Origin of the sequence: Streptomyces sp. NPDC047079, from assembly GCF_040643755.1 — a bacterium.
GTDB lineage: Bacteria > Actinomycetota > Actinomycetes > Streptomycetales > Streptomycetaceae > Streptomyces.
Genome location: NZ_JBEYUZ010000007.1, coordinates 62621 through 83042, shown reverse-complemented (window position 1 = coordinate 83042; position 20422 = coordinate 62621). Strand labels below are relative to the sequence as shown.

Genomic DNA, 20422 nt, shown 5'->3' with positions numbered 1-20422 from the left:
TTATTGCGTCGTCGCTACCGGAGGTCTCTTCCACCCGCGGCGCCCGGAGCGCGTGGAGAACGCGCCGGATGCCTGTGGGCCGACGCCCCGGGATCTGGCCTGATCCGTACTGACGGGTGCGCCGCAGCAGATAGGGAGTACTCCCCTCCGTGGGAAAGACACTACCCCAATCACCAAGTAAAGGTAAAGAGTTCGGTAAAAGAAGAGCCGAATTACCTGCTCAGGACGCCTTTACTCGCCCTTGGTGAGCGGGTCCTGACGGGTCAGTGGTCCCAGGCGCGGCGGGCCTTCGCGACCTGACCGAGGACCTGCGCGAGCACCTGGCTGCCTCCGGGCACGCGCGGTGGCTCGTACGTCCACGCATGGCCGACCCACGGGTCGGCGAGGTGGTCGTCGGGAACGGGGGTGAGCCGCAGCAGTGAGCGCCAGAGCGGGTCGAGCAGGGGGCCGTAACCGGCGGCGTCCTCCCGGGCGGCGACCAGCATCAGATGCACGCCCACCAACGGCCCCTCGTCCGCGAGATAGCGCAGCTGGGTCACGGCCCGGTCGTCGAAGCCGTGTGGGAAGTCATGGACGATCAGCAGATGTCCGGCGGTGTCGAGGTCGGGCGGCAGAGCGTCCGAGGCACCGCCGCGCGCTGCCATCTGGAGCAGGTCGACGCGCCGGGTCAGCCGTGTCAGCACGCCACCCACGCCCGTGGCACCGACGGCGGGCGGATCGGCGAGCACCCCGGACCGCACCAGCGGGGCGAGCGCCGGGGCGCCCGAGCCGGCCGGGTCGATCACGTGCACCGCGAACTCGTCGGGCGGGTACACCGCCAGGAGCCGTGCGGCGTGCGCCACCGCCGTCTCCATGGCGAGCCGCCGCAGTTCGTCGGAGTCCACGAGCGGGTCGAGGGATCCGGAGCGGCCGCTGTCGATCCACAGGCCGCGTTCCAACGGCAGCCTGATCAGCATGGGGATGCGCAGACTCTCGCTCTCCGGGAGGTGCAGATCTCCCAGGCGCACGGCCATGGGCATCTCCACGGGCACCCGGTAGCCGTGCCAGACCGGGTTGTCCCAGCGTGCGAACGCCGGGGGCAGTGCGGGCTCGACGACGTCCGACTCCGCGACGAGCTGGGTGAGGTCGCGGTCGAGCGAGGCCCTGGCCTGGGTGACGAGTCGGGTGTGCTTGGTCCGGGCCGCCTCACGTGCCATGTCGCCCTGCTCCCCGATCCGGTTGCGGGGATCGGCCAGGACCTCGTCCAGCTCCTGTTCCAGGCGTGAGTCGGCGAAGTCGACGGCGCTGCGGTACGCGGCGGCCGTGCGCGCCAGGTCCTCGAACATGCCCCTCACCTGGTTGTAGAGCCGCTCTTCCATGGACCAGCCGGTGGCGTCGCCCGCCACGGGCTGTGCGGACTGCCCCGGCGGGGCCGCTGGCGCGGTCGGCGGGGGCGCCTGCGGTGCCGCGCCGTGCCGCCCGGGGTGGACGTAGTCGATCGGCCCGCCGGCAGGCGGTTGCGGAACCGGGCCGGGCGAGCCGGTGACGTCGTACGCGGATCCCTGTCTCGGCACGCCCGCCGGACCCTGGTGCGGCGGGACCGCACCGGATGCCCCCGGGGGTGCCGCCGGGGCGGCCGTCTGCCGCGTGCGGTCACCGTCGGAGAGACGCGGCGGTGGCGGGGCGACCGAGCGGGCCAGGCCCTGGACCACCGCCTCGTTGATTCCGCCCGCGAGTTGCTCGGCCTCGGCCAGGCCCTGGTCCGCGAGGAGCGCGGCGAGCCCGCCCGCGTACCCCTGGCCGACCGCGCGGACCTTCCAGGCGCCCTGTCTGCGGTAGAGCTCCAGCGCGATGACCGCGGACTCGGAGTCCAGACCGCTGATGGTGTACTGGGCGACCTCGGAGCCGTCGAGGCCGGTGACCGCGGCAACAGGGGCCGAGAGGCCGCCGAACCTCACCGGACCGCCGACCCCCGTGGGCAGGGCGAGCAGCACACTGACCCAGTGCACGCTCTCCGGCAGAGCGTCCAGGTCGAATGCCAGACGGTGGTCGGCCGCAGCCTGCCGGGAGACCTCGACGCCGGCCAGCGTGGGCACCCCCGGATGGGCCACCCATTCGGTGCCGCTCACTCTGCCCTGTGCGTCTGCGAGCGTCGCCCCGGCCACCACGGGTGTGCCGGCGGACACCCGGACCTCGAGGCGGGCCTGCGGAAGCGGACGGTTCTGCCCCCGGACCAGCTCGGCCGTCATCGCCTCGTCCCCCTGTGTCGCTTCGTCTGCCGTGCGTCCGGATGCCTACAGATGCGGCAGGATCGCCGGCATCAGGTCCTGGAAGGTGCGGCCGTTGGCGGGGGTGCCCAGCGCCGTCATGGTCCATCCGGCGCCCGCACGGTGGACCTTGGCCATGATCTGCGCCGTGTACCCGCCCCCGCCGGCCAGCGTGTACCGGGCCAGCTCCTGGCCGTTGGTCTCGTCGACGAGGCGGCAGAACGCGTTCTGCACCTCCTGGAAGGTCTGCCCCGTGAACGAGTTCACGGTGAACACGATCTGGTCGATGTGGACCGGAACGCGCTGCAGGTCGACGAGGATCGCCTCGTCGTCGCCGCCCTGGCCGACTCCCCCGACGAGGTTGTCGCCGGTGTGGCGGACGGATCCGTCGTCGCTGACGAGGTGACGGAAGAAGACCACGTCCACGGGCTGCTTGTCCGCGAAGAGCACGGCGGACGCGTCGAGGTCGATCTCCCGGGTGCGCGAACCGAACAGCCCGCGCCGAGGGGCGGCCTGCCAGCCGAGTCCCATGCGCACCGCGTTCAGCGTGCCCCCGTCGTTCTTCTGCAGGCTGATGGCCTGCCCCTTGGTCATGTTGACGGTCACGCGCCGTTCCCCTCTCGAGCAGTCCCCAGTTCGCCCGCGGACTCCGCGGATGCCAAAACCCTACGCAGCGGCACTGACAGTGACGAACCCCGGACCGCGCTTTGTGTCGGTCTTGCAACACACTGCGCACATCCCGGGGTCCGAACGGGTGGCGGGGACGTCAGGCCAGGCCCGCCTCCCTCATCTGGCGCAGCTCCTTCTTCATCTCGGAGACCTCGTCGCGCAGCCGGGCCGCGATCTCGAACTGAAGGTCCGCGGCCGCGGCCCGCATCCGTTCCGTCAGTTCTTCGATCTGCTCCGCCAGATCGGCCGCGGGACGGTCGGTCGGGACCGTCTCCTTGGCCTTGCCCTTGGCGGGCTTGGCACCCTTCGCCGCCTGGCCGCCGAGGGCGGGGACGGGGGTCTTGGCGCTCTTGCCGTCCTTCGTCTTGCGGTAGCCGGTACCGAGCAGCTGCTCCGTGTCCACGTCCTCTCGGGCGATCTGCGCCACGATGTCGTTGATCTTCTTGCGGAGCGGCTGCGGGTCGATGCCGTTCGCCTTGTTGTACGCGACCTGCTTCTCGCGGCGGCGGTTGGTCTCCTCGATGGCCTTCTCCATCGCCGGAGTGATCTTGTCCGCGTACATATGGACCTCGCCCGAGACGTTGCGCGCGGCACGGCCGATGGTCTGGATGAGCGAGGTCCCCGAACGCAGGAACCCCTCCTTGTCGGCGTCGAGGATCGCCACCAGGGACACCTCGGGCAGGTCCAGGCCCTCCCGGAGGAGGTTGATGCCGACCAGGACGTCGTACTCACCGGACCGCAGCTCGCGCAGCAGCTCGACACGGCGCAGGGTGTCCACGTCGCTGTGCAGATAGCGCACCTGGATACCGAGCTCCAGGAAGTAGTCGGTGAGGTCCTCGGCCATCTTCTTGGTGAGCGTGGTGACCAGGACACGCTCGTCCTTCTCGGTGCGCTTGCGGATCTCGTGCACCAGGTCGTCGATCTGGCCCTCCGTGGGCTTGACCACGACTTCCGGGTCGACGAGTCCGGTGGGACGGATGATCTGCTCGACCTGGCCGTCCGACCGGGACAGCTCATACTGCCCCGGGGTCGCCGAGAGATAGACGGTCTGGCCGATGCGCTCCTGGAACTCCTCCCACTTCAGCGGCCGGTTGTCCAGGGCCGAGGGCAGGCGGAAGCCGTGCTCGACGAGGGTGCGCTTGCGGGAGGCGTCGCCCTCGTACATGGCGCCGATCTGCGGCACGGTGACGTGCGACTCGTCGATGACGAGCAGGAAGTCCTCAGGGAAGTAGTCCAGCAGCGTGTTCGGCGGGGAGCCGGGCTCGCGCGCGTCGAAGTGCATCGAGTAGTTCTCCACGCCGGAGCAGGTACCGATCTGGCGGAGCATCTCGATGTCGTAGGTCGTGCGCATGCGCAGCCGCTGGGCCTCCAGGAGCTTGCCCTGCTTCTCCAGCTCGGCCAGGCGCACCTCCAGCTCCTTCTCCATCCCGTTGATCGCGCGCTCCATGCGCTCGGGTCCCGCGATGTAGTGGGAGGCGGGGAAGACGTACAGCTGCTCGTCGTCGCTGATGACCTCACCGGTGAGCGGGTGGAGGGTGGAGAGGGCCTCGATCTCGTCGCCGAACATCTCGATGCGGACGGCCAGCTCTTCGTACACCGGGAAGATCTCGATGGTGTCGCCGCGCACCCGGAAGGTGCCGCGCGCGAAAGCCATGTCGTTGCGCGTGTACTGGATGTCGACGAAGCGGCGCAGCAGCTGGTCGCGGTCGATCTCGTCGCCGACGCGGAGGCTGACCATGCGGTCCACGTACTCCTGGGGAGTACCGAGGCCGTAGATGCAGGAGACCGAGGCGACCACGACGACGTCACGCCGGGTGAGCAGTGAGTTGGTCGCGGAGTGACGCAGGCGCTCCACCTCCTCGTTGATCGAGGAGTCCTTTTCGATGTAGGTGTCCGACTGCGGGACGTAGGCCTCGGGCTGGTAGTAGTCGTAGTACGAGACGAAGTACTCGACCGCGTTGTTCGGCAGCAGCTCGCGGAACTCGTTGGCCAGCTGGGCGGCCAGCGTCTTGTTCGGCGCCATCACCAGGGTGGGACGCTGGAGCTTCTCGATCATCCACGCGGTGGTCGCGGACTTACCGGTACCGGTCGCACCCAGCAGGACGACATCTTTCTCACCTGCGCGGATGCGCTTTTCCAGCTCGGCGATGGCGGTGGGTTGGTCACCGCTGGGCTGGTAGGGACTGACGACCTCGAAGGGCGCCACCGAGCGTTCGATCTGTGAAACGGGCCGCATGTTCTCCACCGTACGACCCCGCACTGACAACGGGGGGCGGTCAGCGGTTCTGCGGGGCCCGGAAGCTCCGCTGCGCCGAGCGCCCGCGGGGGTGAGCGGACGGATGCCGTCCGGTGTGGGCGACCCGAGGACGGGCCGGGACCCCTGGTTTGCGCTCCACCGGGGTCCAGTCGGGCTTGCCCATGACCATCAGCGGGTCGAACATCACGACGACCCCGGCCAGGCACAGGAAGACGAGCGGACCGATCATCATCGGGGCGAGCAGGGCGGCGGGTGCCTCACCGGCCGGCGTCCCCCCGATGCCGTGCAGATGGACGCGGAGGGCGGCCATCCCCGTGTAGTGCATGCCGGTGACGGCGAGCCCCATGACGAGGCTCGCTCCGACGCTCCAGAGGAACCCGCGGATCTGGCCGGCGGCCCAGAGAGCGGCGGTCGCCGCGACGACCGCTATGAGGACGGACGCGGCGACGGTGAGGGTGTTGTACTCCAGCACGCCGTTGAGGCGCATCCCCGCCATGCCGAGGTAGTGCATCGAGGCGATCCCCAGGCCGGTGACAGTGCCGCCGGTGAAGAGCGCCACCCCGGTCGCGCCCCGGTACCCCACGATGAAGACGCCGACCCCGACCATCACGATGGCGACGGCAAGGCTCGCGAACGTGATCGCCTTGTCGTAGTGGATGGGGGTCTGCTCGACGGTGAAGCCCATCATCGCGATGAAGTGCATGGTCCAGATGCCGGAACCGATCGCGGCCGCCCCCAGGGCGAGCCACCCCGCACGCCAGGACTGGGCGACGACCATCGATCTTGTGGTGCAGCGCAGACCGAGCGCGCCGCCGAGGCAGGCCATGAGGTACGCCACCACGGGAGTGACGAGTCCGTAGCTGAAGCCGTCGACGGTGCTCTGCATGCGCGGCTGCCCTTCCCACCCTGATGCCTCTGTGAACTCCGGAAATGCCCCCATCCCCAGGACCGTGACGACGGTCAGGGTTGTGCCAGAGAGTATGACTCCCACCAGATCGGTCGAACGATTTTCCGGCAAAAAATCACGACGCTGCCGCACTTGTGCGGCGCTCGTGAGCACATGCGGGCAACCCCAGCCAATCTGTGCCCGCCTCGTTCTCGCACTTACTTGACCGACTGCTGTCACTCTGGTGCTGTAGGTGATCGCCCGATGCTAGGAGTACGTATGCACGCGCGCGTTGCCGCAGCCACGGCCATCGCGTTCTTCGGACTGGGCCTCGCCATGCTGCCGACGCCACACGCCGGTGCCACCGGCGGCGACAGGCTGGTTGTCGTCGCCCACCGAGGCGCCTCCGGCTCTGCGCCCGAGAACACCATGGCCGCCGTCGACAGGGCCGCGGCCATGGGCTTCGGCTGGGTCGAGAACGACGTGCAGCGCACCAAGGACGGCCGGCTCGTCGTGATCCACGACGCCACACTGGACCGGACGACCGACGTCGAGCGGTTGTTCCCGCACCGGGCGCCCTGGAGGGTCAAGGATTTCACCGCCGCGGAGATCGCCCGCCTGGACGCGGGAAGCTGGTACGGCCGTCGGTACGCGGGCGCGCGCGTACCGACCCTGCGGGAGTACATGGAGCGCGTGTCGCACAACCACCAGAACCTCGTCCTGGAGATCAAGAACCCCGAGCTGTATCCGGGCATCGAGCGCCAGACCCTCGCGCTGCTGGACGAAGAGGGCTGGCTTGACTCCGGCCACCTGAGGAACCGGCTGATCGTGCAGAGCTTCAGCGCGGCCAGTGTGCGGATGGTCCACGAGCTGCGGCCGGGGATCAGGACCGCGTACCTGGGCACGCCACGCGTGACGGAGCTGCGGGCGTACGCCCGGTTCGCCGACCAGATCAACGCGGAGTACACCAGGCTCTCGCCCGGGTACGTCTGCGCGGTGCACGCGCTCAAGGGGCCGCACGACAAGCCGATGAGGGTGTTCGCCTGGACCGTCAACGGCGCGAAGGAGGCCCAACGGATGGGCGGCTTCGGCGTGGACGGTGTCATCACGAACGTTCCCGACGTGGTGCGCACAGCGGTCACGGCCCGCTGATCCGGCGGAGCCCCGGGCTGTCGCAGGCCGCCCGGCGCGCGACCACGGAGCCGTTGTCGGTGCCGGGTCGTACGGTGGGCGCATGAACAGTGACGGGCAAGGCCAGCAGCATCTGGTGTGGACCGTGGTGGCCACGGACATCGGACCCTTGCTGCTGGCCGCGACGCGCGACGGCCTGGTGAACGTGGTGTTCCACGCGACGGAGGCCGTGCGCGACAAGGCCCTGGCGCGGCTGGCGTCCCGGCTCGGCACCGAGCCCGCCGAGACCGAGGACTCTCCGCTGCTGGCCGAGGCGATACGCCAGCTGGCGGCCTACTTCGGGGGTGGGCTGCGCGACTTCGCGCTGCCGTTGGACTGGTCCCTGATCACCGGCTTCAACCGGCAAGTGCTGCGCGAGCTGGCCTCCGCCGTGCCGTACGGCACCGTGGTGGGGTACGGCGATCTGGCCGGCCGGGTCGGCCAGCCGGGCGCGGCCCAGGCCGTCGGGGTGGCGATGGGCTCCAACCCGCTGCCGCTGGTCGTGCCGTGCCACCGCGTGATCGAAAGCGACGGCGGCATCGGTGGATTCGGTGGCGGGCTGGAGACCAAACGGAAGCTTCTGGCTCTCGAAGGGGTGCTGCCGGAACCGCTCTTCTGATCCGCTCCACAGGTCCGGCGGAGACCTGGACCGGAACCGGGGAGACCACTGCCCGCGGGGCCCGACCGGCGCGGGGGCCGGTGGGCGCTGCCGGCGGGCGCTACTCGTAGTGCCGTGCCTCGAAGACGTTCCCGTCGGGGTCTCGGAAGTAGAAGCTGCGCCGGGCGGCGCCGCGGGCGCCGGAGGAGCCGTGGGAGAAGTCCGAGAGGGGCACGGCCCGCTCCTCCAGGCGGGCCCTGAGGGCCTCGAAGCCGCCTTCCGTCAGAGCCAGGCAGATGTGATTGACCGGATGTCCGGCACTCTCGGCGGCGCCCGGAAGCATCTTCATGTCCGTGGCAGAGGAGAGCGGGGCGAGATCGAGAATGGTCTCCTCGTTGAGCCGCACGGAGGGGAACGACACCTTGCCCGCGGTGAAATCCGCGACCCCGAGCGGTTCCAGGCCGACCGCTTCCGCGTAGAAGCGGGCGGCTGCGACCGGGTCCCGGACCCACAGGACGACATGGTCGAGACGTGGCGAGTTGTCCGTCATGCCCTCAGGCTGGTGTTCTCTTCCACCGCTCGCAAGTGTTTGGCCGCGGGTGCCGCCCGCCAGGGATGAGGGAAAACCCACAGACAGGAGGCACGCGCGTGCTGATGGTGTCCGAAGAGGTGCGGGAGGCCCTCGCCGCCCGCCGGCCGGTGGTGGCTCTGGAGTCGACGATCATCGCGCACGGGCTGCCCCGTCCGCGGAACCTCCAGGTCGCGCTGGAGCTGGAGGACCTGGTACGGCAGGAGGGCGCCGTACCGGCGACGATCGCCGTCCTGGACGGCACGCCCCACGTCGGGCTGAACAAGGTGCAGGTCGAGCGGATCGCGAACGAGGAGGTGATCCGCAAGCTGGGCCAGCGCGACCTGCCGCTTGCCGTCGCGGCGGGTATGAGCGGGGCGACGACGGTCTCCGCGACGGCGCAGCTGGCCTCCCTGGCCGGGGTGCGGGTGTTCGCGACGGGGGGCCTCGGCGGGGTGCACCGGCAATGGACGGCGACCCAGGACGAGTCCGCCGACCTGGGTCTGCTGGCCCGGACGAGGATCACCGTGGTGTGCGCGGGTGTGAAGTCGATCCTGGACGTACCGGCGACGTTGCAGCGGCTGGAGACGCTGGGCGTGGCGGTGGCCGGTTACCGCACGGATCGCTTCCCGGGCTTCTATCTGTCCGACTCCGGGCATCCGGTCGACTGGACCCTTGAGTCACCGGAACAGGTGGCGGCGGTCATGCATGCGCAGGATGCGCTCGGCGTTCCCGAGTCGGCGCTCATCGTCGCCCATCCCGTTCCACAGGAGAAGCAACTCGATCCGCAGCTCCACGCGCGTGTGCTGGCCGCCGCGCTCCAGGCGTGCGAGGACGAGGGTGTGACCGGGCAGGCGGTCACGCCGTTCCTCCTCGACTATCTGGTGCGGCACACCGACGGGGCCTCGCTGAGCGCCAACCTGGCGGCGGTGCGCGGCAACGTACGGCTCGCGGCACAGATCGCGGCGGCCTGGGCGAAGGCGTGAGCGGGGCTCTGCTGGTCGTCGGGGACGTCGTCACGGATGTCGTCGCCCGGCACGTCGGTCCGCTCGCGTCGGGCACGGACACGGCCGCCGTCATCCGTACGCTCCCCGGCGGCGCCGGTGCGAACGTGGCGTGCTGGGCGGCGCACTGGGGCTGCCCGGATGTGCGGCTGCTCGGGCGCGTCGGGGCCGATGCGGCAGCCTGGCACGCACGGGAACTGTGCGGGTCCGGCGTACGGCCGCACCTGGTCGTCGACGCCGAGGCGGCTACGGGAACGGTCATCTGCCTGGTCGACGGAAGCGCCTCGGCGGAACGCACCTTCCTCACGGACAGCGGGGCCTGTCTGCGGCTGGACCCCGGCGACTGGTCGGACACGCTGCTCGACGGCGTCGCACGAATGCATCTGTCGGGCTATCTGCTGTTCTCCGAATCGAGCCGGGCGCTGCTCAGGGTGGCCCTGACGACTGCACGCGCGCGCGGAGTGCCGGTGAGTCTGGATCCGGCGTCGGCCGGGTTCCTCACCGATCTGGGCGTGGGCCGGTTCCTGACACTCTCCGAAGGCCTCGACGTGCTGCTTCCCAGCAGGGACGAGGCGTGTCTGCTGACCGGGCTGCCCGACCCGGGGGACGCGGCCGCGAAATTGAGCCGCCATGTCCCCCTGGTGGTGGCCAAGCAGGGCCCGGACGGGGCACTGGTGGCCGTGTCGGGAACGGTCCGGGCACGGATCCCGGCGGTCCCCGCCACGCCCCGGGACACCACGGGTGCGGGCGACGCCTTCACCGGGGCCTTCCTGGCGGCCCTGCTGGCGGGGGCGGAAGCGGAGGAGGCGACGGCGGAAGGGTGCAGGGCGGGCGCCATGGCGGTGGAGAAGGTGGGGGGCAGACCTCCGACGGACGTCGAGTAGGCCGTCGGCGTCGTGCCCTGCCGGTGCTGCCCTCCCGCGTGGCCCCCTTGTCCCGCCGGCCCCATACTTCGTGCCCCTTACGCCTTTCGACCCCACGCCGAGATCAACGGGGCCGTCGCCAGGTCCATCGAGCCGGAAGCGACATGGGAGAGATGACGGTCGATCTCCTCGTCGGTGGCGAGGCCCGCGGCGACGAGCCGGTCGCGGATCTGACGGACGGTCGCGGCTTCGAGGGCCGCGCAGGCGGGCGAGGTGAGCGGGAAGTACGCGTCGGCTTCCACGCGCCGCAGCCCCGCGTCGCGGAGCAGGCGCGGGAGTCGGCGGCCGTAGGAGAGGTCGGCGCCGCGTTCGGCGAGGAGCGTGCGGAAACCCTGGCGCAGACGGTTGGCGAGCTGCTGCTCGGGGCCGTGCTCGTCCGGGCAGATCAGGGGCTGAAGCGCAGGGTCGGCGTCCTCGATCAGCAGCCGCCCGCCGGGGCGCAGCGCCTTGATCATCGATCGCAACGCCCTTTCCCGGTCCGGTACGTGGACGAGGACGAGCCGGGCGTGCACAAGGTCGAAACCCTGCCCCGGCGGCTCCTCGGCGCCGACGTCGTGGGTGCGGATCTCGATCGGGGGCCGGGCGCCCGACGCCGCCCACGAGGTGTCGATGTCGGTGGCCAGGACCTTTCCGGTCGGACCGACCTTCCTGGCAAGCCAGGAGACCACGGAAGTGCCGCCGGCGCCGACCTCCCAGCAGCGCCAGCCGGATCCGATACCGAGATCCTCGATGTGGCGGAACGTCGTGGGATCGAAGAGGGCGGAGAGCGCGTCGAAGCGCCGGCCCGCCTCCGCCTGCTGGTTGTCGAGGAGATATCCGTCGCTCGGCGTCATGCGGCGATCATCCCAGCTGTCCGGTCCGGCCGTGCCGGACGACGCTCCGCGCAGGCGGCACACGGCGGCGGCACAACCCGCGTATTGAAGCGGAACTCTCCGTTTCCACAGGCTTTTCCAGGGACGGAGACCGACTGGCAGACTGGCCTGCGAAAGCGCGGAGTACGGCGCAAGGAGATCCAGATGTCCATGGCAGGGAATCTGCGGAAGGTCGCGGGCCTCGACAGGGTCGGCGGCCTCCGTAAGGCGGCGCGGTTGGGGCGACGTCAGGCGCGCGTCGATCTGAGCCACCCCGCCCGCTCGCCGCTCGGCTCCGCGGTGGTGAACTGCGTGACGTACCAGGACGGCGCCCGCGTCCCCGGCGGCCGGGATCTGGTCGAGGCCGTGGAGCGGGTCCGCAAGAGCGACGACGGCTTCGTCTGGCTCGGGATGCACGAGCCGACGGACGATGAGTTCGCGGGAATCGCCGAGCTCTTCGACCTGCATCCGCTCGCGGTCGAGGACGCGGTCGAGGCGCATCAGCGCCCGAAGCTGGAGCGGTACGGGGAAACGCTGTTCGCCGTCTTCAAGACCGTCTGCTACGTGGAACACAAGGAGTTGACCGCGACGAGCGAGGTGGTGAGCACCGGCGAGATCATGGTGTTCGTCGGTCCCGCCTTCGTCATCACGGTGCGGCACGGACGGCACGGCTCGCTCGGGCCGCTGCGTGAGGAGCTGGAGGCCCATCCCCAGCAGCTCGCGAAGGGCCCTGCCGCGGTGCTGCACGCCATCGCCGACCATGTGGTGGACGACTATCTGAGCGTCACGGACGCGGTGCAGGAGGACATCGACCAGGTCGAGACGGACGTGTTCGCGGACAGCGGCGAGCGGCTGGACCCGGGCCGCATCTACCAGCTCAAGCGTGAGCTCCTGGAGCTGAAGCGGGCGGTGGCGCCCCTGGACCGCCCCATCCAGGAGCTGGCCACCAAGCCGATCCGAGTGATCGATCCGGAGATACAGGCGTACTTCCGGGACGTCTCCGATCATCTGCTGCGCGCCACGGAACAGATAGCCGCGTTCGACGAACTGCTGAACTCGATCCTGCAGGCGCATCTCGCGCAGGTGAGCGTCGCTCAGAACGAGGACATGCGCAGGATCACGGCCTGGGCCGCGCTGATCGCGGTGCCGACGATGGTCACGGGGGTGTACGGCATGAACTTCACGTATATGCCCGAGCTGCGGTCGAGGTTCGGCTACCCGCTGGTTCTGGTCGTGATAGGCGTCGCCTGCCTGGCGCTGTACCGGGGGTTCAAGCGCAACGGCTGGTTGTGATCCCCCGCGCTTCGTGGCGGGCGGGCAGGTGGGCCGGCGTGGTCCGGGTCAGCGCGTCACGGTCCTCGCGTAGACCCTCTCGACCCACTCGGCCAGTTGATCCTCCGTCAGGTTCTCGGCCAGGTCGGCTTCGCTGATCATGCCGACGAGGCGCTTGTTGTCGATGACGGGAAGCCGGCGGATCTGATGCTCCTCCATCTCCTCGAGCACGTCGCCGACATCGGCGTTCGCGTCGATCCAGCACGGTGTGCCCTTGGCCATCTCGCCCGCGGTCACCCGTGACGGATCGTGGCCCATGGCCACACAGCCGACGACGATGTCGCGGTCGGTGATGATGCCGCAGAGCCGTTCGTTCTCGTCACTGATGGGCAGCGCACCGACGTTGAGTTCGCGCATCAGCTGGGCGGCGCGGTCCAGGGTTTCATGGGCGGGGATCCACTGGGCACCACGATGCATGATGTCTTCGGCTGTGGTCATGGAGTACCTCCCGGTGCCGGACGGCCGGCGCGGCACGGGACGCACCGCATGTCCCGGCGCCCTTCATTCTCGCCGTGCCCGAGGGCGAGCGCACCCGGAGGAACGGTACGGGCGGAGCAGGCGCGCGGCCGAGGGTGGCGTCGTCGGCGAACCGGAGGAAGGCGCGGGAGCGCCGCCAGAACTACATGCACGCGCTTGGGAAGTGTGTGACTGATCGAGGGTGCGATCAGCCGTTCCAGGCGGGGTGGCGCGGGTCGTCGGCGCGGACCAGAACGTCGGCGGAAGCGACCGGGTCGGTCTCCGCCTCATAGCGCTCGAAGGCGGGAAGGGTCCAGTGCTCGGACTCGGGGGTGCGGCGGCGGAGGGCGCCGGCCGACAGCAGCACGTGGACGGTCAGGTCGAAGGGGAACCAGTGCCGGAGGAGGAGAGGACCGTGGAGCAGCAGAAGGCCGCCGGGAGGAAGTGGAACATAGGGGCTGCGCGTGGCGCGGTCGGTGACCGGGTCCCACAGGTCGGGCAGGACGCGGCCGTCACCACCGGGTTCGAGGGGTCCGAAGACCTCCCGCCACAGGGCGCCGGTGTCGAGCCATCCGTCGTAGTAGGAGTTCGCGTCCCGGTGTCCGTGTTCCAGGCGGAGAGACGCGGGACGCAGGAACCCCTCTGCACCGACGACGAGCGAGGGTCGGCCGCGTATACGGAGCGCGTCGGACACACGCTGTGCGAGGTCGCCGGGGCGCGCGGCCGGGGCACCGTCGAAGGCGATGCGAGGCCAAGGGCTGCCGTCGTCGGGCTTCAGGTCGAGCAGCCGGTCGGCGAGGAGGTCGGCGAGCCGCTCCCAAGTGATCGCTTCGAGTCGCACAGGGCCCATGATGCCGCTCCAGGGGGGTGGAACCGCGACAGGGCCGGTGCCGGACGTTCGGCTCCGCGATCGGCCGGGGAGCCGGCCGCCGCACTGTCGTGGACCCGCCGGTGGGCCAGGAGGTGAGAGAGACCGGGGCCGTCAAGGTCCTGTCCATCGAGGGCCGGTCCATCGAGGGCCGGTGTGCACCGAGGTCCCGTCCATCAAGGGCCGGTGTGCACCGAGCGCCGGTCCCCGAGGTCGGATCGCGGCTCGGCCCGGCGGGGAATGAAGCGGGTATGGTGCCGACCGCAACTCCCCCGCCCCTCGGCGGACTTCTGGTCTTCCAGCCGCTCAAGCGGCGGCACTGCGCCGAGTGCCACGGCGGGCCCTTGTCGTTGCTGGTGCTGGAGGAGGGCACGCCCCGGTGTCTGGACTGCGCCGATCTCGGACATCTGGTGTTCCTGCCGCGCGGCGACACGGCGCTGACCCGGCGGGCTCGGGAGGCGAGTGCGCTCTGGGCGGTGGTGGTGCGGTTCAACCGGCGCCGCGGCCGGTATGAGCGGCAGGGGGTGCTCGTCGAGGAGGAGGCGCTCGCGCGCGCGGAGGAGCGGTGCCTGGCGGATGCGGAGGCACGGCGCAGACGCCGGGTGCGGGACGCACGGCGGCGGGCGGCCGAGGACCTGCGGTTCACGGAGGCTTTCGCGCGAGAGATCCGTCGGCTGTTTCCCGGGTGTCCGGCCGGGCGTGCGGAGGAGATCGCTGCGCATGCCTCGGTGCGTGGCAGCGGACGGGTCGGCCGCAGTGCGGCGGGGCGGGCGCTGTCGCCGGACGCGGTGACGGCGGCGGTGCGGGCGTCGGTACGGCACATGGAGACGCCGTACGACCAGTTGCTGATGGACGGGGTGCCGAGGGCCGAGGCGCGGCGGCGCATCGCCGAGCGCGTGGAGGCGCTGCTGCGGGAGTGGCGGCTCCGGGAGGCGGCGTGACCTGGGCGTTTCGAGGGTGGCGGAGCGGGCCCGGTGACGAGGGGCGGACGGGCGGAGGGCGTCGTATTGTGGCACGAAACGACCCGGTACGCGTATGCAAGGGGGACGGCCATGGCCGATCCCAAGGGCTTTATGAGCACCCCCCGGGAGGAGTGGCCCCGCAGGCCCGTGGAGGAACGGGTGCGGGACTGGAACGAGGTGTACGTTCCGGGTGCGCTGCTGCCGATCATCAGCCGTCAGGCGAACCGGTGCATGGATTGCGGGATTCCGTTCTGCCACGAGGCCTGCCCGCTCGGAAACCTGATCCCCGAGTGGAACGGCCTCGTCTCCCGCGAGGACTGGCGCGCGGCCAGCGACCGGCTGCACGCCACGAACAACTTCCCCGAATTCACGGGGCGGTTGTGTCCGGCGCCCTGTGAGGCGGGGTGCGTGCTCGCCATCAACCAGCCGGCGGTCACCATCAAGAATGTGGAGGTGGCCATCGCGGACCGCGCCTGGGAGGAGGGGTTCGCGCCGCCGCGTCCGCCGGAGCGGCTGTCAGGGCGGACCGTCGCGGTCGTGGGCTCGGGTCCAGCTGGGCTCGCGGCGGCCCAGCAGCTCACGCGCGCCGGCCACACGGTGGCGGTGTACGAGCGCGCGGACCGGGTCGGGGGGCTGCTGCGCTATGGGATACCGGCGTTCAAGATGGAGAAACGGCATCTCGACCGACGTCTGGAGCAGATGCGGGCGGAGGGGACGAAGTTCCGTACGTCCACGGCCATAGGGAAGGACATCGGGGCCACCGAACTGCGGGCGCGGTACGACGCCGTGGTGATCGCGACCGGCGCCACGGCATGGCGGGAACTGGACGTGCCCGGGCGGGAGCTCGCCGGAATCCATCAGGCGATGGAGTATCTGCCGCTGGCCGACCGGGTGTGCGAGGGGGACCTGGAGGTCTCGCCGCTGTCGGCGGCGGGGAAGCACGTCGTGATCGTGGGCGGCGGGGACACCGGGGCGGACTGCCTCGGCACCGCGGTGCGCGAAGGGGCGGCGTCCGTGACCCAGCTCGACATCTACCCGCAGCCGAACGCGGCCCGGAACGAGGACGCCGAGCCGTGGCCGACGTACCCGAAGATCTATCGGCTGTCCGGCGCGCACGAGGAGGCGCGCGATCTGCGGACGGCGCCCGCCGCGGATGCGGACGCGCGGCTGTTCGCGGCGTCCACGCTGCGCTTCACGGGGGACGACGACGGGCACGTACGCCGGCTGCACCTGGTCGAGGTGGACGAGCGGCGGCAGCCGGTGTCGGGCACCGGGCGGACGCTGCCCGCGGACCTTGTGCTGCTCGCGCTGGGCTTCTCGGGACCGGATCGCCGGGACGGGCTGATCGACCAGCTCGGGATCGCGCTCGACGCACGGGGGACGATCGCGCGGGACGAGGACTTCGCGACGAATGTCCCAGGGGTGTACGCCGCGGGGGACGCCGCGCGCGGGCAGTCGTTGATCGTATGGGCGATCGCGGAGGGGCGCTCCGTGGCGGCGGCGGTGGACCGACTGCTGTCCGGCGGCGCGTCGCGTCTGTCGGCCCCGATCGGGCCGTACGACCGGCCGATGAGGGCGTAGCCACGGCCCATGACGGTGCAGCCACGGCCGATGACGGGTGTAGAGGCCGGCGCAGGCACGGCCGGTGAGGGCGCAGGTGCGCACGCGGGCGCCGCTCGCCCGGGGTCGTCGCGGGCGCCGAGCCTACGAGGCGCCGAGGACGACGTGTCTCCCGGGACCGCAGGGCAGCCGTCGCGGGGACCGGGGTCCGCTGTGACCTCACCACCGGACGGCCGGTACGGCCTGCCCACCGGACGGCCGGTACAGCCTCGCCACCGGACGGCCGGTACAGCCTCGCCACCGGGCCGGTCATCGAGCGGCCCGGGTGCCGGGGAGCGACTGTGAGGATGGCGGTTCCCCGGCGAAGCGGATGACCGTCCGGTGACCGGTCGGGGACGGAAACCGGCGGATACCTCACGGCCCCAGGGCTGCGGACGGCGACCGGTTTCCCGGAGTTACGGCTTGCGGCCCACCGCGCCGTAGCCGGGAATGACTCCGTCGTCCTGCCCGGGGACCGGTTCGCCCAGCTCCGGGTGCCACTTGTGGACCACCTCCACCCCGGGTTCGACGAGGTCGAGCCCGTGGAAGAAACGGGCGAACTCCTCGCGGGAGCGAAGTGCGAGCGTGACTCCGGCCGCCCTGAGCTTCTCGGTCGCCGCAGCGGACTCCTCCGGGGTGAAGTCGGCGGTGGCGTGGGTCATCATCAGGTAGCTGCCGGAGGGCAGGTCGGACAGCAGCCGGTCCACCAGGTCGTGCGCGCCGTCCTCGTCGGAGACGAAGTGCAGCAGCGCCACGAGGGACAAGGCGACGGGCCGGCCGAAGTCCAGGACTTTCCTGGCGCCTTCGATGATGGCGGCCGGGTCGCGCACGTCGGCCTGCAGGTACTCGGTCACGCCTTCGGGCGTGCTCCGCAGCAGGGCGGCCGCGTGAGCCAGCACGATGGGGTCGTTGTCGCAGTAGACGACGCGTGCGTCGGGCGCGACATCCTGGGCGATCTGGTGCAGGTTCGGCTCGGTCGGAATGCCCGTGCCGATGTCCAGGAACTGCCGTACGCCGTGGTGCGCCAGCCAGCGCGTGGCACGGTGCATGAACGCCCGGTTGACCCGCGCCATCACGGGCACCCTCGGCTCGAGAGCGAGCATCTGCCGGCCCATCTCCTCGTCGACGGGATAGTTGTCCTTCCCGCCGAGGTACCAGTCGTACATCCGTGCCGGGTGCGGCTTGCTCGTGTCGATGGCGACGGCGTCCGGTGCGGGGTTCTGGCCGGTCATGAGGAACTCCGTTATTCCTTGGGAAAGTCAGTGGTCAACTGAATGACAAGTCAGTGGTGCCGATGACAGTGGTGCCGAAAACGTTGTGGCGGAAGCGGTGGTGCCGATAACGGTGGTGCCGATAACAACGTCGCCGAGCGACGGGGCAGTCATGAGAGCAGGAAGTCGGCCTCCCCCGCCTTGGCCCCCTCGATGAACGCGGTCATCTCGTCGGAGGTGTAGATCAGCGCGGGCCCGTCCGGGTCGGTGGACTGGCGGACGGCGATCCGGCCGTCGGCGAGCTTCATCGCCTCCAGGCAGTTGCCGCCGTTGCCTCCGCTCCACGGCTTGTGCCAGCCCTCGCTGCCGAGTTCCCGGGCGGGCATGCCGTTGTAGACGCGTATGCGCGGCGTGATGCGGTCCATTCACAGCTCCTTGCGGAGATCCTCGAGGATCTCCTTCGTGCGTTGTGCCGTAGCGGCCTGAGCCGCCATGCGGTCCATGACCTCGAGGTGGGTCGACACCTCGTTGCGCGCGTCCAGGTAGACGGCGCCGGTCAGGTACTCGCTGTAGACCATGTCCGGCAGTTCTGACATGGCAAATCGGAACAGGACGAAGGGCCCGTACGTACCGGGGTGCGGTCCCGAGGAGAACTCGAGCACTTGCAACGTCACATGGGGCAGTTGAGTGATCTGGAGCAGCCTGTCGATCTGGGCACGCATGACCTGGGACCCGACGACCGGACGACGCAGCGCGGTCTCCTCCATCACGACCCAGATCCGGGGCGCGTCCTCCCTCGTCAGCAACGCCTGGCGCTGCATGCGCAACGCCACATGACGCTCGATGTCCTCCGGGCTGGTCTGCCCGACGGCACCGGATCTCAGGACGCCCTGGGCATAGTCCTCCGTCTGCATGATGCCGGGCACGAAGTGCGGTTCGTACTGGCGGATGAGCGCGGCAGCTCCCTCCAGGCTGACGTACATCGAGAACCAGCCCGGCAGGATGTCGTGAAACCGCTGCCACCAGCCCGGTTTATTGGCGTCCTCGGCAAGTTGGACGAAGGCCTCGGCCTCCTCGTCACTCACCCCGTACGCCTTCAGCAGCAGCTGAAGGTACGGGATCTTCAGGGCGACCTCGGCCGTTTCCATACGGCGGACGGTGGCCGGAGCGACGCGCAGAATGCGTGCGGCCTCCTCCCGCTTCAGGCCCGCGCGTTCACGGAGGTCCATTAGACGTCGGCCGAGGACGACCTGGCCGACCGTCGGTGCCGACCGCGGCTCGCTCACGTCGTGTTCCTTCCAGTCCTGATGTCTCCCGACAGCCCGGACGGCGCCGTTCGGAACCGTTCCCGGTTCACGCACGCCCGCATGCGGCTTCCATCCGTTCCCTACCAGGGCCGATCCGCCCCCCGCCAGGTCACGCTGGTCGATCGGTTCCCTACCGGATCGAACGGTTCCCAGCCGGTGCGGACACCGGACTCGGCAATCCGTGCTTCGGATCCCAACTGACCCCGCTCGGCGGGCCGTTGCGAGCAGTGTGCCATGGCCCCGCGTCGAGTCACACTGCACTCTGCAATTTTCAGAGTGACCCTTGCCAAGTGTTCACGTCACAGCGATAGTGGCAGGCGTGATTCCGTCCGCGCCGTTAGGAACAGACGCCGCCGCAGACCGGTTCGGCCCGGGCGGTGCCGCAGCGCTGCGCCCAGGCGCGGCTGCCGAGCACCGTTTCCGCTTCGAGCTGGCCGCACGTCCCGGCTCGGTCGCCCAGGCCCGGCAGTTGACCCGCTCCCGGCTCTCCGGCTGGGCGGTGTGCGACGACACGTGCGACACGGCCGCCCTGGTCGTCTCCGAGCTGGTCACCAACGCGATCGTGCACACCGCCGGCGAGTACGTCGTGTGTGAACTGCACGACAGCGGCGAGCTGGTGCGCATAGCCGTACAGGACGAGGGATGCGCTCCGGGCGAGCCGCACACCGGTCCACAGCGCCCCGACGAGGAGCACGGGAGGGGATTGCTTCTCGTCGCGGCGCTGTGCCAGGCCTGGGGAGCCCAGGAGGCGGGGCCCGGCCTGCTGGTCTGGGCCGAGCTGGCACGGGAGGCCGACCAGTCGGCGTCGGGTGAGCCCCCGCGCCACCGGCCCCGGGACCTGTCGTGTTCCGGCGACAGGTCCCGGGCGAACGAGGACACGACCGCCCGGTCCGACCTGGGCTGGGGCGCCAAGAGGCCGTCGGCGGACGGAGAGGCCCGTTCCGACTTGGGTTGGAGCGCCAGGAGGCCCCCGGCCGACGGCCGGGGTTCCGGGGCCGCGGCGGAGGCACCCTGCGGAACGGTAGCGGGAACGGGGACGGGGACCGCGTGGGAGTGAGGGGTACGGGAGCCGCAGGACACGGAACCGCACCGGTTCTGGCCCTGGACTCGCTGGTCCGCCTGGGGCGGGCACGGCGGACGTCCGGGGCGTCGTCCAGGACACTCGCCCTCCCCGAGGACATGACGGTTCCGCTCGGCTGCGACGCGGTGACCGTGCCCGCCCTCTACGGCCCTCTGCTGCTGTCCAGACTGCCGAGCGTGGGCTGTGTGTACGCCGACCGGGCCGACTGGTGGTGGATCGTGCCGTCGGACTCCGATGTCGCACTCGCATGGCCCGTACCCGCCCGCTACTCCAGGGGAGCGCTGGTCCCGGACGCATCCGACGGCCTTGGCCTCGTCCACCGGCCGCGGGGCAGCGTGCCGTACACCCCGCCCATTCCGCTCTACCTGGCTCTGTGTCAGGTCACCGGCACGATCCCGGCCTGGTCACGGCCGCTCAGCGCCTGAGCAGACCCG

20 protein-coding genes are annotated in these 20422 nt (G+C 70.5%); 9 read left to right on the top strand and 11 right to left on the bottom strand.

Annotated features, from left to right (window positions below; translation table 11 throughout):
• Window positions 1-263 precede the first annotated feature (263 nt).
• The 4 genes from ABZ823_RS12545 to ABZ823_RS12530 all read right to left on the bottom strand — a co-directional run bounded on the left by ABZ823_RS12545 (window position 264) and on the right by ABZ823_RS12530 (window position 6058).
• Window positions 264-2228: a TerD family protein gene (locus ABZ823_RS12545; RefSeq protein WP_361657734.1), complete on the bottom strand. Its 1965-nt coding sequence runs from the start codon at window positions 2226-2228 to the stop codon at window positions 264-266.
• Window positions 2229-2273: 45 nt separating this feature from the next.
• The gene (locus ABZ823_RS12540) at window positions 2274-2852 is read right to left on the bottom strand and encodes a TerD family protein (RefSeq protein WP_361657732.1); all 579 of its coding nucleotides are present in this window, start codon (window positions 2850-2852) and stop codon (window positions 2274-2276) included.
• Window positions 2853-3012: 160 nt separating this feature from the next.
• Window positions 3013-5151, bottom strand: coding sequence for an excinuclease ABC subunit UvrB (uvrB, locus tag ABZ823_RS12535; protein WP_361657729.1), 2139 nt, complete (start codon window positions 5149-5151; stop codon window positions 3013-3015).
• A gap of 40 nt (window positions 5152-5191) precedes the next feature.
• On the bottom strand, window positions 5192-6058 hold the full coding sequence (locus tag ABZ823_RS12530) for an MHYT domain-containing protein (RefSeq protein ID WP_361657726.1): 867 nt from the start codon (window positions 6056-6058) through the stop codon (window positions 5192-5194).
• A gap of 279 nt (window positions 6059-6337) precedes the next feature.
• On the opposite strand from ABZ823_RS12530, the gene ABZ823_RS12525 reads away from it, so the two are divergent.
• Window positions 6338-7210 carry a glycerophosphodiester phosphodiesterase family protein gene (locus tag ABZ823_RS12525; protein ID WP_361657723.1) on the top strand — a complete coding sequence of 291 codons (873 nt, stop codon included), beginning with the start codon at window positions 6338-6340 and terminating at the stop codon, window positions 7208-7210.
• An 82-nt stretch (window positions 7211-7292) separates the two neighbouring features.
• Entirely contained in the window at window positions 7293-7847 is a 555-nt protein-coding gene (locus ABZ823_RS12520) for a methylated-DNA--[protein]-cysteine S-methyltransferase (protein WP_361657720.1), read from the top strand.
• Between the two features lie 100 nt (window positions 7848-7947).
• On the opposite strand, the gene ABZ823_RS12515 is transcribed toward ABZ823_RS12520, so the two are convergent.
• Window positions 7948-8376 carry a VOC family protein gene (locus ABZ823_RS12515; RefSeq protein ID WP_361657717.1) on the bottom strand — a complete coding sequence of 143 codons (429 nt, stop codon included), beginning with the start codon at window positions 8374-8376 and terminating at the stop codon, window positions 7948-7950.
• Between the two features lie 98 nt (window positions 8377-8474).
• Between ABZ823_RS12515 and ABZ823_RS12510 the strand changes: the two genes are divergently transcribed.
• Together ABZ823_RS12510 and ABZ823_RS12505 are read left to right on the top strand one after the other, a co-directional pair.
• The gene (locus tag ABZ823_RS12510) at window positions 8475-9380 is read left to right on the top strand and encodes a pseudouridine-5'-phosphate glycosidase (RefSeq protein ID WP_361657714.1); all 906 of its coding nucleotides are present in this window, start codon (window positions 8475-8477) and stop codon (window positions 9378-9380) included.
• Window positions 9377-10282, top strand: a complete 906-nt coding sequence (locus tag ABZ823_RS12505) for a PfkB family carbohydrate kinase (protein ID WP_361657711.1) — start codon at window positions 9377-9379, stop codon at window positions 10280-10282. The genes ABZ823_RS12510 and ABZ823_RS12505 overlap by 4 nt, the downstream gene beginning before the upstream one ends.
• 77 nt (window positions 10283-10359) lie before the next feature.
• Here ABZ823_RS12505 and ABZ823_RS12500 read toward each other — a convergent pair whose 3' ends face one another.
• Entirely contained in the window at window positions 10360-11154 is a 795-nt protein-coding gene (locus ABZ823_RS12500; RefSeq protein ID WP_361657709.1) for a methyltransferase domain-containing protein, read from the bottom strand.
• A 183-nt stretch (window positions 11155-11337) separates the two neighbouring features.
• Here ABZ823_RS12500 and ABZ823_RS12495 point away from each other — a divergent pair, with 183 nt between their 5' ends.
• Window positions 11338-12465: a magnesium and cobalt transport protein CorA gene (locus ABZ823_RS12495; protein WP_361657706.1), complete on the top strand. Its 1128-nt coding sequence runs from the start codon at window positions 11338-11340 to the stop codon at window positions 12463-12465.
• A gap of 48 nt (window positions 12466-12513) precedes the next feature.
• On the opposite strand, the gene ABZ823_RS12490 is transcribed toward ABZ823_RS12495, so the two are convergent.
• The gene (locus tag ABZ823_RS12490; protein WP_361657703.1) at window positions 12514-12942 is read right to left on the bottom strand and encodes a CBS domain-containing protein; all 429 of its coding nucleotides are present in this window, start codon (window positions 12940-12942) and stop codon (window positions 12514-12516) included.
• Window positions 12943-13168: 226 nt separating this feature from the next.
• On the bottom strand, window positions 13169-13810 hold the full coding sequence (locus tag ABZ823_RS12485) for a uridine kinase (protein WP_361657700.1): 642 nt from the start codon (window positions 13808-13810) through the stop codon (window positions 13169-13171).
• A 269-nt stretch (window positions 13811-14079) separates the two neighbouring features.
• Here ABZ823_RS12485 and ABZ823_RS12480 point away from each other — a divergent pair, with 269 nt between their 5' ends.
• Complete coding sequence (locus tag ABZ823_RS12480; RefSeq protein WP_361657697.1) at window positions 14080-14769, top strand: DUF2293 domain-containing protein; 690 nt, start codon at window positions 14080-14082, stop codon at window positions 14767-14769.
• Window positions 14770-14880: 111 nt separating this feature from the next.
• On the top strand, window positions 14881-16371 hold the full coding sequence (locus ABZ823_RS12475) for a glutamate synthase subunit beta (RefSeq protein WP_361657695.1): 1491 nt from the start codon (window positions 14881-14883) through the stop codon (window positions 16369-16371).
• A 434-nt stretch (window positions 16372-16805) separates the two neighbouring features.
• Here ABZ823_RS12475 and ABZ823_RS12470 read toward each other — a convergent pair whose 3' ends face one another.
• The 3 genes from ABZ823_RS12470 to ABZ823_RS12460 all read right to left on the bottom strand — a co-directional run bounded on the left by ABZ823_RS12470 (window position 16806) and on the right by ABZ823_RS12460 (window position 18886).
• Window positions 16806-17621, bottom strand: coding sequence for an SAM-dependent methyltransferase (locus tag ABZ823_RS12470; protein WP_361657692.1), 816 nt, complete (start codon window positions 17619-17621; stop codon window positions 16806-16808).
• A 149-nt stretch (window positions 17622-17770) separates the two neighbouring features.
• Complete coding sequence (locus ABZ823_RS12465; RefSeq protein ID WP_361657690.1) at window positions 17771-18025, bottom strand: DUF397 domain-containing protein; 255 nt, start codon at window positions 18023-18025, stop codon at window positions 17771-17773.
• Window positions 18026-18886: a helix-turn-helix transcriptional regulator gene (locus tag ABZ823_RS12460; RefSeq protein ID WP_361657687.1), complete on the bottom strand. Its 861-nt coding sequence runs from the start codon at window positions 18884-18886 to the stop codon at window positions 18026-18028.
• Between the two features lie 331 nt (window positions 18887-19217).
• On the opposite strand from ABZ823_RS12460, the gene ABZ823_RS12455 reads away from it, so the two are divergent.
• Both ABZ823_RS12455 and ABZ823_RS12450 read left to right on the top strand, forming a co-directional pair.
• Complete coding sequence (locus ABZ823_RS12455; RefSeq protein ID WP_361657684.1) at window positions 19218-19964, top strand: ATP-binding protein; 747 nt, start codon at window positions 19218-19220, stop codon at window positions 19962-19964.
• Window positions 19955-20413 carry a hypothetical protein gene (locus tag ABZ823_RS12450; RefSeq protein WP_361657682.1) on the top strand — a complete coding sequence of 153 codons (459 nt, stop codon included), beginning with the start codon at window positions 19955-19957 and terminating at the stop codon, window positions 20411-20413. The genes ABZ823_RS12455 and ABZ823_RS12450 overlap by 10 nt, the downstream gene beginning before the upstream one ends.
• Window positions 20414-20422: the final 9 nt, after the last annotated feature.

What these genes read in the sequence shown, in the direction of transcription:
- ABZ823_RS12485 (WP_361657700.1), bottom strand. Translation starts at nt 13,810, where the DNA reads ATGGGCCCTGTGCGACTCGAAGCGATCACTTGGGAGCGGCTCGCCGAC.
- ABZ823_RS12490 (WP_361657703.1), bottom strand. Translation starts at nt 12,942, where the DNA reads ATGACCACAGCCGAAGACATCATGCATCGTGGTGCCCAGTGGATCCCC.
- ABZ823_RS12495 (WP_361657706.1), top strand. Translation starts at nt 11,338, where the DNA reads ATGTCCATGGCAGGGAATCTGCGGAAGGTCGCGGGCCTCGACAGGGTC.
- ABZ823_RS12515 (WP_361657717.1), bottom strand. Translation starts at nt 8,376, where the DNA reads ATGACGGACAACTCGCCACGTCTCGACCATGTCGTCCTGTGGGTCCGG.
- ABZ823_RS12475 (WP_361657695.1), top strand. Translation starts at nt 14,881, where the DNA reads ATGGCCGATCCCAAGGGCTTTATGAGCACCCCCCGGGAGGAGTGGCCC.
- ABZ823_RS12525 (WP_361657723.1), top strand. Translation starts at nt 6,338, where the DNA reads ATGCACGCGCGCGTTGCCGCAGCCACGGCCATCGCGTTCTTCGGACTG.
- ABZ823_RS12520 (WP_361657720.1), top strand. Translation starts at nt 7,293, where the DNA reads ATGAACAGTGACGGGCAAGGCCAGCAGCATCTGGTGTGGACCGTGGTG.
- ABZ823_RS12470 (WP_361657692.1), bottom strand. Translation starts at nt 17,621, where the DNA reads ATGACCGGCCAGAACCCCGCACCGGACGCCGTCGCCATCGACACGAGC.
- ABZ823_RS12465 (WP_361657690.1), bottom strand. Translation starts at nt 18,025, where the DNA reads ATGGACCGCATCACGCCGCGCATACGCGTCTACAACGGCATGCCCGCC.
- ABZ823_RS12480 (WP_361657697.1), top strand. Translation starts at nt 14,080, where the DNA reads ATGGTGCCGACCGCAACTCCCCCGCCCCTCGGCGGACTTCTGGTCTTC.
- ABZ823_RS12545 (WP_361657734.1), bottom strand. Translation starts at nt 2,228, where the DNA reads ATGACGGCCGAGCTGGTCCGGGGGCAGAACCGTCCGCTTCCGCAGGCC.
- ABZ823_RS12530 (WP_361657726.1), bottom strand. Translation starts at nt 6,058, where the DNA reads ATGCAGAGCACCGTCGACGGCTTCAGCTACGGACTCGTCACTCCCGTG.
- ABZ823_RS12500 (WP_361657709.1), bottom strand. Translation starts at nt 11,154, where the DNA reads ATGACGCCGAGCGACGGATATCTCCTCGACAACCAGCAGGCGGAGGCG.
- uvrB (WP_361657729.1), bottom strand. Translation starts at nt 5,151, where the DNA reads ATGCGGCCCGTTTCACAGATCGAACGCTCGGTGGCGCCCTTCGAGGTC.